General features: G+C 35.4%; 13 protein-coding genes. 8 read left to right on the forward strand and 5 right to left on the reverse strand.

Features of this window, described 5'->3' with window-relative positions:
• From lspA to folE, 5 genes are all read right to left on the reverse strand, one after another.
• Positions 1–465, reverse strand: coding sequence for a signal peptidase II (gene lspA, locus J3T98_RS07860; RefSeq protein WP_220225366.1), 465 nt, complete (start codon positions 463–465; stop codon positions 1–3).
• Between the two features lie 102 nt (positions 466–567).
• Positions 568–3,375, reverse strand: a complete 2,808-nt coding sequence (gene ileS, locus J3T98_RS07865) for an isoleucine--tRNA ligase (protein ID WP_267362566.1) — start codon at positions 3,373–3,375, stop codon at positions 568–570.
• Between the two features lie 38 nt (positions 3,376–3,413).
• Positions 3,414–4,352: a bifunctional riboflavin kinase/FAD synthetase gene (gene ribF, locus J3T98_RS07870; protein ID WP_267354194.1), complete on the reverse strand. Its 939-nt coding sequence runs from the start codon at positions 4,350–4,352 to the stop codon at positions 3,414–3,416.
• 187 nt (positions 4,353–4,539) lie between these two features.
• Positions 4,540–5,037, reverse strand: coding sequence for a hypothetical protein (locus J3T98_RS07875; protein ID WP_220225363.1), 498 nt, complete (start codon positions 5,035–5,037; stop codon positions 4,540–4,542).
• Between the two features lie 16 nt (positions 5,038–5,053).
• A complete protein-coding gene (gene folE, locus J3T98_RS07880) occupies positions 5,054–5,710 on the reverse strand; it encodes a GTP cyclohydrolase I FolE (RefSeq protein WP_065733552.1) in 657 nt (218 codons plus the stop codon).
• A 205-nt stretch (positions 5,711–5,915) separates the two neighbouring features.
• Here folE and polA point away from each other — a divergent pair, with 205 nt between their 5' ends.
• The 8 genes from polA (at position 5,916) to J3T98_RS07920 (ending at position 16,618) form a co-directional block, all read left to right on the forward strand.
• Positions 5,916–8,690: a DNA polymerase I gene (gene polA, locus J3T98_RS07885; RefSeq protein WP_267362568.1), complete on the forward strand. Its 2,775-nt coding sequence runs from the start codon at positions 5,916–5,918 to the stop codon at positions 8,688–8,690.
• Between the two features lie 230 nt (positions 8,691–8,920).
• The gene (gltX, locus tag J3T98_RS07890; RefSeq protein WP_267362569.1) at positions 8,921–10,345 is read left to right on the forward strand and encodes a glutamate--tRNA ligase; all 1,425 of its coding nucleotides are present in this window, start codon (positions 8,921–8,923) and stop codon (positions 10,343–10,345) included.
• Between the two features lie 44 nt (positions 10,346–10,389).
• A complete protein-coding gene (locus tag J3T98_RS07895) occupies positions 10,390–11,976 on the forward strand; it encodes an intermembrane phospholipid transport protein YdbH family protein (protein ID WP_267362570.1) in 1,587 nt (528 codons plus the stop codon).
• Between the two features lie 18 nt (positions 11,977–11,994).
• Positions 11,995–12,180 (forward strand): YnbE family lipoprotein, encoded by a 186-nt coding sequence (locus tag J3T98_RS07900; RefSeq protein WP_065563820.1) that lies wholly within the window; start codon positions 11,995–11,997, stop codon positions 12,178–12,180.
• A 106-nt stretch (positions 12,181–12,286) separates the two neighbouring features.
• Positions 12,287–12,625 (forward strand): YdbL family protein, encoded by a 339-nt coding sequence (locus J3T98_RS07905; RefSeq protein WP_267337758.1) that lies wholly within the window; start codon positions 12,287–12,289, stop codon positions 12,623–12,625.
• A gap of 158 nt (positions 12,626–12,783) precedes the next feature.
• A complete protein-coding gene (gene asnB / locus J3T98_RS07910) occupies positions 12,784–14,457 on the forward strand; it encodes an asparagine synthase B (RefSeq protein WP_065563818.1) in 1,674 nt (557 codons plus the stop codon).
• Positions 14,458–14,770: 313 nt separating this feature from the next.
• Positions 14,771–15,751, forward strand: a complete 981-nt coding sequence (locus J3T98_RS07915) for a D-isomer specific 2-hydroxyacid dehydrogenase family protein (RefSeq protein WP_065733558.1) — start codon at positions 14,771–14,773, stop codon at positions 15,749–15,751.
• Positions 15,752–15,799: 48 nt separating this feature from the next.
• Positions 15,800–16,618: a PTS mannose/fructose/sorbose/N-acetylgalactosamine transporter subunit IIC gene (locus tag J3T98_RS07920; protein ID WP_416380420.1), complete on the forward strand. Its 819-nt coding sequence runs from the start codon at positions 15,800–15,802 to the stop codon at positions 16,616–16,618.
• The last annotated feature ends 16 nt before the right edge of the window (positions 16,619–16,634 follow it).

Genomic DNA, 16,634 nt, shown 5'->3' on the forward strand with positions numbered 1-16,634 from the left:
TTAGTCAGTCTTTTTAGCATAATTGCTTAGGATGTAAAATCCAATACCTAAACAAATCGCACAATCAGCAATATTAAAAGTTGGGTAGTGCCAATCACCAAAATTGACATCTAGAAAGTCGACAACAAATCCATGGTAAAGACGGTCAAATAGGTTTCCTAATGCACCACCTAAAATTAATGCTAATGAAAAATTTTCTAATTTTTGCTTATGGTTACTGCGATATAACATATAAACAATTACGACACTAACAGCAAAAGCTACGGCAGCAAGTATCCATCGTTGACCTTCAAAAATACTGAAAGCTGCGCCAATATTATGTACATAGGTGATAGAGAAGAAGGGTAAAAGATTTACAGATTCAAATAAGTAAAAATTATTTATAATCCAGAATTTACTTGCGATATCGATAATAAAAACTACAACCGCAAATAATAACCAGAGAAGTCCGTTATCTTTTTTCATATAATTTATGCTCATTATTATAATACCGCCGACAATCGTCGGCGGTAAGTGTTCTTAATTGCTATAAAATTATTTTTATAGCCCTATTTATTTTTATATCACTTAGGCAAAATGTCTAACTTCACCATTACCATGAATGTTTTGTTCACAACGTTTACATAAGTGAGTGGTTGGGTTGTTATCAACTGTAAAATGCCAGCAACGAGGACATTTATCGCCTTGTGCTTTAGCAAGTTCAATTTTAAGACCTTGAATATCACTTTGTACCGCATGTTGTGGTGCATTTTCTAAAGGTTTCACCGTCGCTTGTGAAGTCAGTAATACAAAGCGTAATTCGTTTTCTAATTTAGCGAGAGCCGTTGCTATTTCGCTATTAGCATAAAGGGTTACCGCTGCTTCAAGTGATCCCCCGATAACTTTATCATTACGGCCTTGTTCTAAAACTTTATTGACTTCACTTCGAATAGCTAAGATTTGAGCCCAATAAGCACTGTTTAATGTTTCACTATCTGATAAGGTAAATAGCAAGGTATACCATTCATCTTCAAATACAAATTCAGATTTTTCAGAAGCAGGTAGATATTGCCAAATTTCATCAGCAGTGAATGATAAAACTGGTGCAATCCAACGAACCATCGCTTGAGCGATATGATATAACGCAGTTTGACAACTATGGCGCGCAACACTATCGCTTTTTGCAGTATATTGACGATCTTTGATAATATCTAAATAGAATGAGCCCATTTCGATTGAGCAAAATTGCATAATACGTTGTACGACTCTATGGAAATCGTAGTTTTCATAAGCTTGAATGATTTGCTCTTGAGCTTCTTTAGCTATACTGACAGCCCAACGATCAAGTACTACCATATCTTCTGGTTTAACCATATCTTTAGCTGGATCGAAACCATTTAAGTTAGCCAGTAAGAAGCGTGCGGTATTACGAATACGACGGTAGCTATCGGCTGCACGTTTAATGATTTCATCTGAATAACTCATTTCGCCTGAATAATCAGTCGATGCAATCCACAAACGTAAAATATCTGCCCCAAGTTTATTCATCACTTCTTGTGGGGTCACAATGTTACCAAGTGATTTAGACATCTTACGTCCTTGTCCATCGACCACAAAACCGTGAGTTAATACTTGTTTATACGGTGCTTTGTTATCAATTGCCGTTGATAGCATTAATGAAGACATAAACCAACCACGATGCTGATCTGAACCTTCTAAGTACATATCAGCTTCGTGTCCTGCAAATTCAGGACGCACGCCAACCACTGAGTAGAATGTTGAGCCTGAATCAAACCATACATCTAGTGTATCGGGCACTTTACGATAATCATCAGCATCAGGACCTAATAAATCTTTAATATCGGCACCCCACCATGCTTGAATACCGTTTTGTTCAACCAATTTAGCCACTTTCTCAACTAGTTGTAGTGTGTCTGGATGTAACTCTTCAGTTTCTTTATGCACAAATAGCGTCATAGGCACGCCCCATGTGCGTTGACGTGAAATACACCAATCAGGACGGTTCGCTACCATAGTTTCAATTCGAGCTTGTCCCCAATCTGGAATCCAACGAACTTGTTTGATCTCTTTTAGTGATTGAGCACGTAAACCTTGTTTATCCATACTGATAAACCATTGTGGTGTTGCACGGTAGATAACAGGCGTTTTATGTCGCCAGCAACAAGGATAGCTATGTTCAATGTTTTCAAAGTGTAGTAAAGCATTGCGTTCTTTTAATAGTTCAACTACCACTTTATTAGCTTTGAAAACAAATAAACCATCTAAACCAACACCTGTTCCAGGTAAATAACAGCCATTGCCACCAACTGGGTTAGCAACTTCAAGCCCATATTTTTGACCAACTAAAAAGTCTTCAACACCGTGACCAGGCGCCGTGTGCACTGCACCTGTACCTGCGTCAACTGTCACATGTTCACCAAGTACAATTGGTTCATCAAACTCAAGGAAAGGATGTTTAAAGCGTAATAGCTCAAGCGCATCACCTTTACAGCTGCCAAGTACTTTCCATTCTGAAATTTCGGCACGTTTCATGACTGATTCGACCAGATCAGCGGCTAAAATTAAGCATTCTTTATCGTTTATTTGTACTAGTTGATACTCAAATTCAGCATTTAAGGCAATACCTCGGCTGGCAGGTAATGTCCAAGGTGTTGTCGTCCAAATCACGGCATAAATAGTTAGGTCGGTATTAACACCAAATTTACTTGCAACAGCTTGGTTATCTACGGCTTTGAATTTTACATCTATTGCGGGCGATGATTTATCATAATATTCGACTTCAGCTTCCGCTAAAGCTGACATACAATCTGTACACCAATAAACTGGTTTAGCACCTTTGACTAAATGCCCATTTTGAATCACTCTACCTAAAGCACGAATAATATTCGCTTCAGTATCATAGTCCATTGTACGGTATGGATTTTGCCAATCCCCAAGCACACCCATGCGAATAAAATCAGCTTTTTGTAGTTCAACTTGTGAGGCAGCATAATCGCGACAAATTTGGCGAAACTCAGCTGGTGTTACTTTTACACCTGGTTTACCGACTTGCTCCTCGACTTTTTGCTCAATCGGCAAACCATGACAATCCCATCCTGGAATATATGGGGAGTCATAACCACTTAAGCCTTTTGATTTGATAATAATGTCTTTAATTATTTTATTAACGGCATGACCAATATGAAGTTTTCCGTTTGCATAAGGAGGGCCATCATGCAGAATAAAAGCTTTTTTGCCTTTTTTGCCTTGACGGATTTTGCGATAAAGTTCTTTATCGTACCAATTTTGCAACATCGCCGGTTCACGTTTAGCAAGATCACCTCGCATAGGGAATCCGGTTTCCGGTAAATTCAATGTGTTTTTATAGTCTGTCATGCTGATTTATTCCAGTTAATTTTTGTTGAAACTACTTTTTAATTGGTTAATTTTGCACTGATCTGTTTCGCAGTGCAAACATCTTGTGCAATTTGTTGTTTTAAATCGGTTAGCGAATCAAATTTTTTCTCGTCGCGTAACTTATGAACGAATATAACGTCTAAATATTGTCCATAAATATCACCTGAAAAGTCAAATAGATTAACCTCTAAAATAGCCTTTTTGCCTTCAATGGTTGGTCTTATACCGATATTGGCAATGCCATGATAATGCTGATTACTACAACAGTTTTTGACTTTTACAAAATAGACGCCTTGTAAAGCGGTTTTTTTTCGATTTAAATGAATATTGGCTGTCGGAAATCCTAATTGTCTGGCTAACGCATTGCCATGAACCACTTTCCCTTCAATGGCATAATTACGGCCTAAAAGGCAATGAGCCAATTTAAAATCACTATTAAATAACGCCTCACGAACAGCTGTACTGCTGATCCTTAAATCATTCCAAACAAACGTGGGCATACTCTCAACTACAAATTGATTGTTATGAGTATATTGTTGTAAAAGATTAATATCACCTTTACGCTCACGACCAAATCGGAAATCATCGCCAATAACAATATATTTAGCTTGTAATTTGTTTATCAACCAATCTTGAATAAAATCTGGGGCTAACATATTGGCAAAGGTTTGGGTAAATGGCACCGCAATAATATAGTCGATACCCAATTTTTTAATTAATTCCACTTTTTCTTTAAAAGACGTTAACCTAGCGGGAGCATTTTGTTTGCAAAAAAACTCTAAAGGTTGAGGCTCAAATAACATAACCACTGTTGGTAAGTTTAATTTCTTACTTTGTTTTATTAAATGGTTAATTAATTGTTGGTGTCCTAAATGCACGCCATCAAAGTTGCCCAATGTAAGTACACATTGAGTAAATTGATTGTTTAAATTATCAATACCGCGAATGATCTTCATGAAAGCGTGCTATTAATTGTGATGTTTTAACTAAAATAGCTGTGAATTATACCAATCTTTCTTAAAGATGCACGTAATATAAAGTTGATTTTCGGTTGTATTTGATTTTGGGATTTTGATGAATAATCAATTCCCATACGACTGTCACAAAAATCCACTGAATTTAGATTGGCGTGAATTTGGATTGTTACCAAAAAATCCGACAATAAGCCAGTTCTTTTGCCCGTTTTTTATATTCAGCTTGTTGCTCATTAGGAATAAAAAAACGGTTTTTTTCTATCTCTTCGCACTCTTTTACATCGCGTTTAATGTGCTCTGCTTCTTCTTTTGAAATTCGAAAGAAATGGGTATTAAATATACCGATTTTTGTATCATCATCCATAGTCACTTTGTTTTCTAAACCAAAATTTCTTTCTGATGGATAAGCCAGTCCGTCGAAATTGTCTTGTGATTTTGTGAGTTTTCGCATCGCAATGGTTTGACCATTACCATAAACGTAGTTTTCATTGATAAAGTAATTGTCTCCTTGTTTACTTATTTCAACAAGATTGGCGATCGACGCCGTATGTTTATAATCCGGACCACCTTCAACCCAAAAACCAATAAATTTATCATTATGATTAGATTCCTGTTCAGAACAGGCTGTAATAAACAGTATCATAAACATGAGTGATAAATATTTCATTCAATATCCTTTATTATTAATGATTTAATGCGCGTAAAAACTCTTGTCGGGTGCTTGGATTAGTTTTAAAGCCTCCCCCTAATGCGGTCGTGGTAGTTAAACTATTGGAATCTTTAATACCTCGAGCTTTAACACAATAGTGAGTAGCATCAATTGAAACAGCAACATTAACTGTTCCTAATAGCGTCTGTAGTGCCACCAAAATTTGTTGGGTTAATCTTTCTTGCACTTGCGGGCGCTGGGAAAAGAATTCAACAATCCGATTGATTTTTGATAAACCAATCACTTTATCTTTTGGGATATAAGAAACGGTGGCTTTACCGTCAATGGTCACAAAATGGTGCTCACAAACACTGGTTAAAGTAATATCACGAACGGTAATCATTTCATCAACCTGCATTTTGTTTTCAATCAGGGTGATTTTGGGAAAGTTATGATAGTTAAGTCCGGAAAAGATCTCATCAACATACATTTTTGCAACGCGGTGCGGAGTTTCAGCAAGACTATCATCACTTAAATCGAGTTCCATAAGTTTCATGATTTCTCGAAAATGTGCTTCTATTTTTGCTTTCCTTTCGCTATTGTCCATAGGTAAACGACATGATGGGGTTTCAAGATTTTTAGCTGCTAGTGCTTTTTTGACCTCTTGTGCTGCAGGACTTAATTCTGTCATTTATTTGATACTCAGACGAAAATAGATATCAGTATTATATAATAGTGATATAGGGATATACAGTATTTTTAATTAATCAATTTGACTTAAAGATCGATGCGATCTCGAATATTTTTACACTATATTATCGGTACTCACAAGAATATTGTTACTAATTAGGTTATACTAATAATAACTGTATTAAATAACATTTGGGTAACTATTAATGCCAAATAATACGCCAATTATTTTGATTGATGGCTCTTCTTATCTTTATCGTGCTTTTTTTGCATGCCCTCCATTAACTAATTCCAAAGGTGAACCTACTGGGGCTATTTTTGGTGTGGTCAATATGATACGCAGTCTAATAAATCAATATGATCCAACTCATATTGCTGTCGTTTTTGATGCAAGTGGCGGATCTTTCCGTAATGAACTTTATAGCGAATATAAAGCTACTCGTGAAGAAATGCCTGAAAATTTACGACCTCAAATCGAACCAATTCATACTATTTTAAAAGCGATGGGATTACCACTGCTTTGCGTAGATGGAGTTGAGGCTGATGATGTGATAGGCACATTGGCTAGACAAGCGGAAAAAGAAAATCTTGAGGTACTAATCAGTACTGGTGACAAAGATATGGCACAATTAGTCAGTGATAAAATCACACTAATAAATACCATGAATAACACAATTCTTGACCCAGAAGGTGTTATGAAAAAATTTGGTGTTCCACCAGAAAAAATGATTGATTATTTAGCACTAAGAGGTGATACGTCTGATAATATTCCTGGTGTTCCGGGAATTGGTGAAAAAACGGCACTAAATTTATTAACGCATTTTGAAAGTTTAAATGATATTTATAGCCATTTGGATGAAATTCAAAAATTGCCTATTCGTGGTGCTAAATCATTGAAAAGTAAATTGGCTGATCATAAGAAAGAAGCTGACCTTTGTTATTTATTGGCGACAATTAAAACGGATGTTCCATTAGATTTTACGACGGAACAATTGCTTATAGGTGATATCGATACAACTAAATTAGTTGAATTGTTTGCTTATTATGATTTCCACCGTTGGCAAAAAGAATTAATCACGGGTAACTTTTTAAATCAGCAAAGTCAAATTCCTGTCGAAATTGAAGGGGAATTGTCCTCGATTGACCAAGAGGAGCTAGAGACTGAAGTACACGAAAAGGATTATCAATGTATTTTAACCAATACACAATTAGATGAATGGATTGCAAAATTAACTAGTTGTGAAGCCTTTGCATTTGATACGGAAACGGATAATGTCGATCATTTCCATGCTAGGCTTGTTGGGATATCGCTAAGTGTTACTCCACATCAAGCTGCTTATATTCCTCTAGCTCATCAATACCTAGGTGTTCCAGAGCAGTTACCGCTTAATGATGTATTGGCAAAATTAAAACCAATATTAGAGAATCCTCAAATTAAAAAAATCGTCCAAAATGCCAAATTTGATTACAGTGTATTGGCGAACTATGGCATTCAAGTGCAGGGTATTGCTTATGACACCATGTTAGAGTCCTATGTATTAAATAGCACTCAACGACATGACATGGATAGTATGGCAAAACGCTATTTGAAATATAAAACAATTACTTATGATGAATTAACTAAAGTTGGTAGAAAGCAATCAAGTATCGATACTATTGATGTTGAAAAAACAACCCAATATGCAGCAGAAGATGCGGATATTACTCTTCAATTACATCAAAAATTATGGCCACAGCTAGAAAAAAATGAAAAACTGACTAAGTTATTTTCAGACATTGAAATGCCGCTAGCAATTATTTTAGCTGACATGGAAAGAACAGGGGTTCTTGTTGATGCTGAACAATTAAAAGCGTATTCAAAAGAACTTAGCAAAATATTAAAGGATACTGAAGAAGAGTTACAATTCCTTGCGGGTGAAAAATTTAATCCGGGTTCACCAAAACAAATTCAAGCAATTTTATTTGATAAACACCAATTACCCGTACTCAAAAAAACGCCTAAAGGTGATCCTTCAACAAGTGAAGAAGTATTAAATGAATTAGCAAATACATATGTATTACCTCGTAAAATTTTATATTACCGAGGGTTAGCCAAATTAAAAAATACTTATACCGATAAACTACCGTTGATGATTAGTCCAATTGATCACCGAATTCATACCAATTATAACCAAATTGGTACTGTAACAGGACGATTATCATCAAACGACCCTAATTTACAAAATATTCCTGTTCGAACCGAGGAAGGTCGCCGTATTCGTCAAGCATTTATCGCCCCAAAAGGTTATAAAATTATTTCAGCTGATTATTCGCAAATTGAGCTACGTATTATGGCGCATTTATCGCAGGATAAAAGTTTGCTAAATGCTTTTGCTAATGATAAAGACATTCATCGGGTGACAGCGAGTGAAATTCTAAGTAAACCAGAGCCAGAAGTTACCGCAGAAGAGCGAAGAAGAGCTAAAGCTGTAAATTTCGGATTAATTTATGGCATGAGTGCTTTTGGGTTATCTAAACAAATTAATATTCCTCGTAAAGAAGCAAAATTCTATATTGATCGTTATTTTGAACGTTATCCTGGTGTACAAGTGTATATGGACAGAATTCGTCAACAAGCATCCGAGCAAGGCTACGTTGAAACCTTATCAGGAAGACGATTATATTTACCAAAAATTAGCTCATCTAGAGTTAATGAAAAACGAGGTGCTGAGCGTGCAGCAATTAATGCGCCAATGCAAGGTACAGCAGCTGATATTATTAAAACAGCTATGATCAAGATGAGTGAATGGATTAAAACCCAGCCTAACGGGAATATCAGAATGTTAATGCAAGTACACGATGAACTTGTATTTGAGGTTAAAGAAGAGCTTGTTAGTGAATATAGTAAATCTATTAAATCTATCATGGAAAATTGTTATCAACTCTCAGTACCATTAAAAGTGGATGTTGGTATTGGTAATAATTGGGATGAAGCTCATTAATAACTTTGATAATTTATATTTTTATACTCGATTTTATATTGAGTAACTACTTAAATTAGTTGCTAATTTTGTCTATTACTGACGGCTTGCTCAAACCTTTTGACGTGTTAAAATAAGCAACTAAATTGAACTTATTGCAATTGCCTTTCCTATTGATGGAAAGCGGTTAAATAAAAAGAGCATAAGTGATAAATTGACATTTTAGGGCTCTTTATTAATAGGATTATTTCATGAAAATTAAAACCCGTTTTGCACCAAGCCCAACTGGTTACTTACATGTTGGTGGTGCACGTACTGCGCTTTATTCGTGGCTTTATACCCGCCATGCGCATGGCGCCTTTGTATTGCGTATTGAAGATACCGACCTTGAACGTTCAACACCAGAGGCGATTGATGCGATTATGGAAGGTATGAATTGGTTAAAATTATCATGGGATGAAGGCCCATATTTCCAAACCAAACGTTTTGATCGTTATAATCAAGTTATTGACGAAATGTTAGCCAATGGAACGGCTTATCGTTGCTATTGCTCAAAAGAACGCTTAGAGAAATTGCGCGAAGAGCAAATGGCAAAAGGCGAAAAAGCGCGTTATGATGGTCATTGTCGTTGTGATGAAGTACAAAAACAGCATTCACATACCGAACCACATGTTGTTCGCTTTGCTAATCCGGTCGATGGCGTTGTTATTTTTAACGATTTAATTCGTGGTCCTATTGAAATTGCCAATAAAGAGCTGGATGATTTAATCATTCGTCGCACTGATGGTTCTCCAACTTATAACTTTTGCGTCGTTGTTGATGATTGGGATATGGAAATCACCCATGTTATTCGTGGTGAAGATCATATTAATAATACGCCTCGTCAAATTAATATTTTAAAAGCACTAGGGGCACCATTACCTGAATATGGTCATGTATCAATGATTTTAGGTGACGATGGACAAAAACTCTCTAAACGTCATGGCGCAGTGAGTGTGATGCAATACCGTGATGATGGTTATCTGCCAGAAGCCTTGCTTAACTATTTAGTTCGTCTAGGCTGGTCTCATGGCGATCAAGAGATATTTTTCGTACCAGAAATGATTGATTTCTTTTCATTAGATGCAGTAAGTAAATCTGCCAGTGCATTTAATACTGAAAAATTACTTTGGTTAAATCATCATTATATTAATCATTTAGATGCTGATTATGTTGCACAGCATTTAGTTTGGCATATGAATCAGCAAGGTTATGATTTAACACAAGGTCCTGATTTAATTACTATAGTGAAACTATTTGGTGAACGTTGTAAAACATTGAAAGAAATGGCAGAGTCATGTACTTATTGCTATCAAGATTTTGATGAATTTGATGCTGATGCAGCTAAAAAACATTTACGACCTGTTGCAAAAGAACCTTTAGAGGCAATCAAAGCTAAAATTGCAGCAATTTCAGATTTTGATTGGCAAATTGATAAAATTCATCATGCTATTGAGGCAACAGCCACCGAGCTTGAAGTCGGGATGGGTAAAGTAGGTATGCCACTTCGTGTTGCAGTGACGGGAATTGGGCAATCGCCTTCTGTTGACGCAACTGTTTATGCTGTTGGTAAAAAACGTACATTAGCAAGAATTGACAAGGCATTGGCTTATATTGCTAACAGAGAACAAGCATAATAATCGCCGATACTATTCGGCGATCCACTTGTTGAGAGTTTATTATGGCTCGCTTAAAAAAACGTTATTGGATTCCATCTCTTATATTACTCATAATAGTGATATTAAGCTTATATGGTTGGCGATATTGGTTATCATTCAAGGATGAACATAATCTTTCTATAGATTGGCAAGGTATTGATATCGGCCTCGGCGGATTATCTTTTGATGAGCTAACTATTTCACAACAGCCACAATTATCGTTAAAAGCGAGCAATGTCAAACTATCGTTGTCAACCTTTACGGCAAAAAGTATTGATATTTACTGGTCCGATTCAACTGATAAATCAGGCTTGCCAAAGGTGACAGATACACAAGAGCTCAATCAATCTTCTTCTAATTCTTCCACTGTATCGACTATCATTTATTGGCTTCCAAATAATATCAATGTCGACTCTTTAACATTTTATCAACAGAAAAAAGAGTTAGTTAATCTGAAAGTTCAGGCCACTAAAGAGCAAAATACAATACAACTTAATCTATCAAGTAATAATCAACACACATTAACTGCTAACCTTTCGTTTGATCAGTTAAATTCTTGCTTCGAAATCAAAGAGGGGGTCTTGACGACTTCCTTGAATCAATTTGGAATAGAAAAAGGTAATCTGACTTTACCATTTACTGGGGTTTTAACTAGCGATAAAGTTATTTTAAAGAGTTCAGACAACGCTTTTTTTAATATTGAAAAAGCGAAATTTTCAGATGACTTAATTGTTAAACCATTAGTAGGAAAGCTGACCTTTGAAGTAACAATACCTATTTCGCTTGAATCGAAACAAATTAATGCAAAATCAACATTAACAATTAATAAATTTGATGGCATATTTAAAGCGAGTGAATTTAAATCCGCAGTTGGCAACATCGATATTTCATTTAATAACAATCAATTTACTATTTCAACGCCCGCATTGACTATTCAACAAGTTAATATTGGTGTTAATTTCGAGAAGATTAGATTAGCAGGTAGTTATTCAGCATCGCTAAATGCACCGAGTAAAGGGTTAGTGAAATGGACGAAAGCGCAAGCCGCTATTTTTTCTGGCTCAGTTTTTCTTGATCAGGGACAATTGAATTTAGCTAAATTACCCCAACAATTTAATTTAAGGCTAAAAAAGATACAATTGAAAGATATCTTGGCTAAATATCCTGCCGATGGTTTAGCTGGAGATGGGGCAATTGATGGCACTTTGCCAATAACATTATTACCGTCCAGTAAAAAAGGGACAGCTTTTAATGAAGTCGTCATAAAAAACGGCCAGTTAGTTACGGTTAATGAAGGATATTTACAGTTTGAAAATACGGCACTGAAAAATTATGCCCAAGCTAACCCGAATATGAAAATTCTCACTGATATAATCAAAAATTTTCATTATACTAAGTTGTCGGGTATGGTGAGTTATCAAAATGAAATTGCTAAATTAGGACTAAATATTCAAGGTAATAACCGTGATGTTGAAAATGGTAAAGCGGTGAATTTGAATATAAATCTTGAAGAGAATATTGCAAAACTATTAATAAGTTTACAACTTTCCGATCAAATTAACGAACCTATTCGCAAACGTATTGAAGCGTATTTAAAAAGGAAATCTTGATAGATAAGAGGTTATTCTATGATTAAAACTATTATTACAATTATAGTGTGTAGTGCTGTACTAATGGGTTGTACGCCAACGGTTAAAGTGCAAGCACCAAATGAACCAATTAATATCAATTTGAACGTTAAGATTGATCACGAAATTAATATCAAAGTGGACAAAGCGCTAGATAATATTATTAATAAATCAGGTTTATATTAATATTAATGAGTGCATAAACACGACTTTTATAGCAAAACATTTAAATTTCAACCGTTTTTACATATTTAATTCATCTTAATACGATGTATTTAATAAGGAGTCTGTTATGAATAAAAAAGCGATAGTAGCATTATTATCAATCTTATTAGCTATGCCAGTTTTTGCTTTAAATTTAGATCAAGCGATTAATTCACTACCTCAAGCAAAAGCAAATGGTTTAGTTGGAGAACAAACCGATGGTTATTTAGGCGTTGTAAAAAATGAAGGTAATGCAAGCGAAATTGCCCAATTAATTAATCAGGCTCGTAAACAAGAGTACCAAAAAGTATCAGCTGAAAGTAACGTGCCACTAGTTGAAGTTCAAAACAAAGCAGGAAGTAAAGCTCAAGAAAAAACGCCTGCTGGTCAATACATCAAACAGCAAGGGCAGTGGATAAAAAAATAAAAGCAATCTTTATTATAGGAAAAGTATAACGATATTGTACTTTAATTGTTAATCAATAATGTGTATCCTGTTATTTTTGTGATTTGCTTGCAATAATATTTAATATAAATTTTATTAGTAAATAGTATCGCTATAGCGATTTTAAATGGAGAAATTCAATGTGTTCGATTTTAGGTATTCTTGATATTAAATCAGATCCGGAACAGCTACGAACAAAAGCATTAGAGCTATCAAGCCTGCAACGTCATCGTGGCCCTGATTGGTCTGGTATTTTTGCTTCTGATAAAGCGATTTTAGCTCATGAACGTCTATCAATTGTAGATGTTAATACTGGATCTCAACCGCTTTATAATAAAGATAAAACATTAGTTTTAGCGGTTAATGGCGAAATTTATAATCATCAAGAACTCCGAAATCAGTACAAAGATCGTTATGAATTCCAAACAGGCTCTGACTGTGAAGTGATCTTAGCTTTATATCAAGAAAAAGGTATACACTGTCTTGATGACTTACAAGGTATGTTTGCGTTTATTCTTTATGATATTAATAAAGGCACCTATTTTATTGGTCGTGATCATATCGGTATCATTCCGATGTATATGGGACATGATGAAAACGGCACGTTTTACGTTGCGTCTGAAATGAAAGCATTGGTTCCGGTTTGTAAAACGATTGAGGCTTTTCCTCCTGGAAGTTACTTATCAAGTACAGAAGGTGAAATTAAAACCTATTACAAACGTGATTGGATGGAATATGATAACGTCAAAGATAATAAGACAGATATCAATGAACTTCGTGTTGCACTAGAAGAGTCTGTAAAAAGTCATCTTATGTCAGATGTTCCTTATGGCGTTTTATTATCTGGTGGACTTGATTCTTCTGTTATTTCAGCAATTACTAAAAAGTTTTCTGCTCGTCGCGTTGAAGATCATGAAAAATCAGAAGCATGGTGGCCACAATTGCACTCATTCGCGGTTGGTTTAAAAGGTGCCCCAGATCTCAAGGCTGCACAAGCAGTTGCTGATCATCTAGGTACTGTTCACCACGAAATTAACTTCACCATTCAAGAAGGTATTGATGCAATCCGTGATGTTATTTATTTTATCGAAACGTATGATGTAACAACGATTCGTGCCTCAACCCCAATGTATTTAATGGCAAGAAAAATTAAAGCAATGGGTATCAAAATGGTCCTATCAGGTGAAGGTGCTGATGAAGTATTTGGTGGTTACCTCTATTTCCACAAAGCGCCAAATGCCAAAGAGTTTCATGAAGAAACTGTCCGAAAATTAGCCGCGTTACACATGTACGATTGTGCACGTGCTAATAAAGCAATGGCTGCATGGGGCGTTGAAGCGCGTGTACCTTTCTTGGATAAAAAATTCTTAGATGTGGCAATGCGTATTAATCCGAAAGATAAAATGTGTGGTAGTAACGGTAAAATGGAAAAACACATTGTTCGTGAAGCATTTGAATCTTACTTACCAGCATCAGTGGTATGGCGTCAAAAAGAACAATTCTCTGACGGTGTAGGCTACAGTTGGATCGATACCTTAAAAGAAATTGCTGAAAGCAAAATTACGGATCAACAGCTAGAAAATGCAAAATTCCGTTTCCCATACAATACGCCAACATCAAAAGAAGCGTATATGTATCGTGAGATTTTTGACGAATTATTCCCTGTTGAAAGTGCAGCACACTGTGTACCAGGTGGTCCAACCGTTGCTTGTTCAACTGCAAAAGCAATTGAATGGGATGAATCATTTAAAAATCTAAATGATCCGTCAGGCCGTGCAGCAGTTGGTGTACATAATGATGCTTATAAAAAATAGCAATCTTAAATTTTATAAAGGGCATGATTGCCCTTTTTTATTATGTCTTGAACTAGCTAATGCTACATTCCTAAAGCTATATTCTTAAAGCCCTCCAGCATTATTAGTATATTTTCTGATAGAAAATAATTATCCCCTTATCAAAGCTGATTTTTATAATATTTGTTAAATATGTGATCTAAATTCACTTTTTTTTAAATCATATTAATTATAATCAATGTTACCTGTCACATTTAAGTCAGAAAAAGGATGAATAACGTTCATTTTAAATAAAAAGCAGTGACGTTTATCATTCATTGATTAGGAGTATGGAGTGGATAATTATAAAATTGCGATAATTAACTCAAGTAGTTTTGGAAAATATTTTCCAGATCATTTAAAACGATTAGAAAAAATTGGTGAAGTAAAGCATTTTACTTTTGATAATGATATACCAGGGAAGGAATTAGCAAAGGCTTTAGAAGGTTTTAATATTTTTATTGCTAGTGTTAGACCTTTTTTTAACAAAGATTTTTTTGATAATAAAAAAGACCCTTTGTTTTTAATTTCTCGTCATGGAATAGGTTTTAATAATGTTGATGTTGTTGCTGCAAGGGAACATGGAACGATTGTAACAATTGTACCGCCTCTAGTGGAGCGAGATGCTGTAGCCGAAAATGCAGTGACTAATTTACTTGCATTAATTAGGCAAACAGTTCAGTCACAAGCTGCAGTGAAATCAAATGATTGGAAAAAAAGAGCCTCTTTTTTGGGTATCAATGTTACGGGTAAAGTTGTTGGCGTTATTGGCTGTGGGAATATTGGAAGCCGTGTGGCAGAAATTTTTAAACACGGATTTAATGCGCGCTTACTTGTTGTAGATCCAAACGTAAATAAACAATGGGCTAATCAACATAATATTGAAATTGTTGATTTAGAGTATTTGCTAAAACATGCGGATATCATTTCTCTAAATGCTTCATTAAATGAAACTAGTTATCATATCTTAAAAGATCACCAATTTTCTTTAATGAAAAAAGGCGTTTACATCACCAATACAGCTCGAGCTGAACTAATTGATGAAAATGCACTATTACATGCATTGAATGAGGGTATTGTTGCGGGTCATGCTACTGACGTAATGTATGTCGAGCCTTCATATAACGACAATCCTCTAGTTCAGCATCCAAAAGTTCTTGTTACTCCACATACATCAGCTTATGCCATTGAGTGTTTGCAGGGTATGGGTGAGAAATGTGTCGAAGATGTAGAGAAATTTGTCAATAAGCAAGAATTACAATCAATTGTTTCTTAAAATTTTTTAAATATTATAAAAAAATCGAGGAGTTTATATATGCAAGAAATGCATGTAACGTTTCTTCAAGCAACCATTATTTCAATATGGGTTGCAATGGTAATGTCTCGGGGGCTGGGTGGAGCAACATTAACACTCAGATTCTCACCGATGATGACGGGGTTAATTGTTGGAATAGTCTTTAATGATATTTCAAACGCGATGATAATAACCGCAGCAATACAGTTAATTTATATGGGTGTGTTTTCTCCTGGCGGACAAATGCCATCAGAACCCGCAATTGCAACAGCTGTCGCTGTACCTGTCGCATTACTCGGCGATATGCAACCAGCAGCAGCGGTGGCGGTAGCCGTACCTGTTGGTTTGTTAGGATCGTATTTATACCAATTAAGATTTTTCCTCAATACAATGATTATGAAATTAACTGAACGATATGCTGACGAAGCTAACAGTTCGGGATTAACTTTATCAATTATTATCTTACCAATCATTTGTAGTGTCGCACTCTTTTTACCATTTATGTTTGTCGCACTCTATTTTGGTGCGCCAATAATTGCAGATATCATTAAATCCAATGCTGGTGGACTTGTTTTCCATGTCCTTAATGTAATTGGTGGTGGTCTTGCTGCAGTAGGTATTGCGCTAACTATTTATGTTATCGGTAAGAAAAATTACATCATTTTCTTCTTATTAGCTTACTTCATGGCCGTAATTGCAAAACCACTGAATATCACAATGGTTACCTACGCAATTGTCGGCGCTATTGTTGCGTTTATCTTTGTCCTTGCAAAGAATGAAGCGGTTAATTCTGCGGCTGAGCAACCTAGAAGTAATTCAAATAATCAAGTAGATGATGACGATTATTAATCTTTAATTGATTAAT

This window comes from Gilliamella sp. B2772 (assembly GCF_026536985.1).
Lineage (GTDB): Bacteria > Pseudomonadota > Gammaproteobacteria > Enterobacterales > Orbaceae > Gilliamella > Gilliamella apicola_E.

Bases quoted from the DNA above. Each gene is read 5' to 3' on its own strand.
- J3T98_RS07905 (WP_267337758.1), top strand. From the start codon at position 12,287: ATGAATAAAAAAGCGATAGTAGCATTATTATCAATCTTATTAGCTATG.
- ribF (WP_267354194.1), bottom strand. From the start codon at position 4,352: ATGAAGATCATTCGCGGTATTGATAATTTAAACAATCAATTTACTCAA.
- polA (WP_267362568.1), top strand. From the start codon at position 5,916: ATGCCAAATAATACGCCAATTATTTTGATTGATGGCTCTTCTTATCTT.
- lspA (WP_220225366.1), bottom strand. From the start codon at position 465: ATGAAAAAAGATAACGGACTTCTCTGGTTATTATTTGCGGTTGTAGTT.
- J3T98_RS07895 (WP_267362570.1), top strand. From the start codon at position 10,390: ATGGCTCGCTTAAAAAAACGTTATTGGATTCCATCTCTTATATTACTC.
- ileS (WP_267362566.1), bottom strand. From the start codon at position 3,375: ATGACAGACTATAAAAACACATTGAATTTACCGGAAACCGGATTCCCT.
- J3T98_RS07875 (WP_220225363.1), bottom strand. From the start codon at position 5,037: ATGAAATATTTATCACTCATGTTTATGATACTGTTTATTACAGCCTGT.
- J3T98_RS07920 (WP_416380420.1), top strand. From the start codon at position 15,800: ATGCATGTAACGTTTCTTCAAGCAACCATTATTTCAATATGGGTTGCA.
- gltX (WP_267362569.1), top strand. From the start codon at position 8,921: ATGAAAATTAAAACCCGTTTTGCACCAAGCCCAACTGGTTACTTACAT.
- asnB (WP_065563818.1), top strand. From the start codon at position 12,784: ATGTGTTCGATTTTAGGTATTCTTGATATTAAATCAGATCCGGAACAG.
- J3T98_RS07900 (WP_065563820.1), top strand. From the start codon at position 11,995: ATGATTAAAACTATTATTACAATTATAGTGTGTAGTGCTGTACTAATG.
- folE (WP_065733552.1), bottom strand. From the start codon at position 5,710: ATGACAGAATTAAGTCCTGCAGCACAAGAGGTCAAAAAAGCACTAGCA.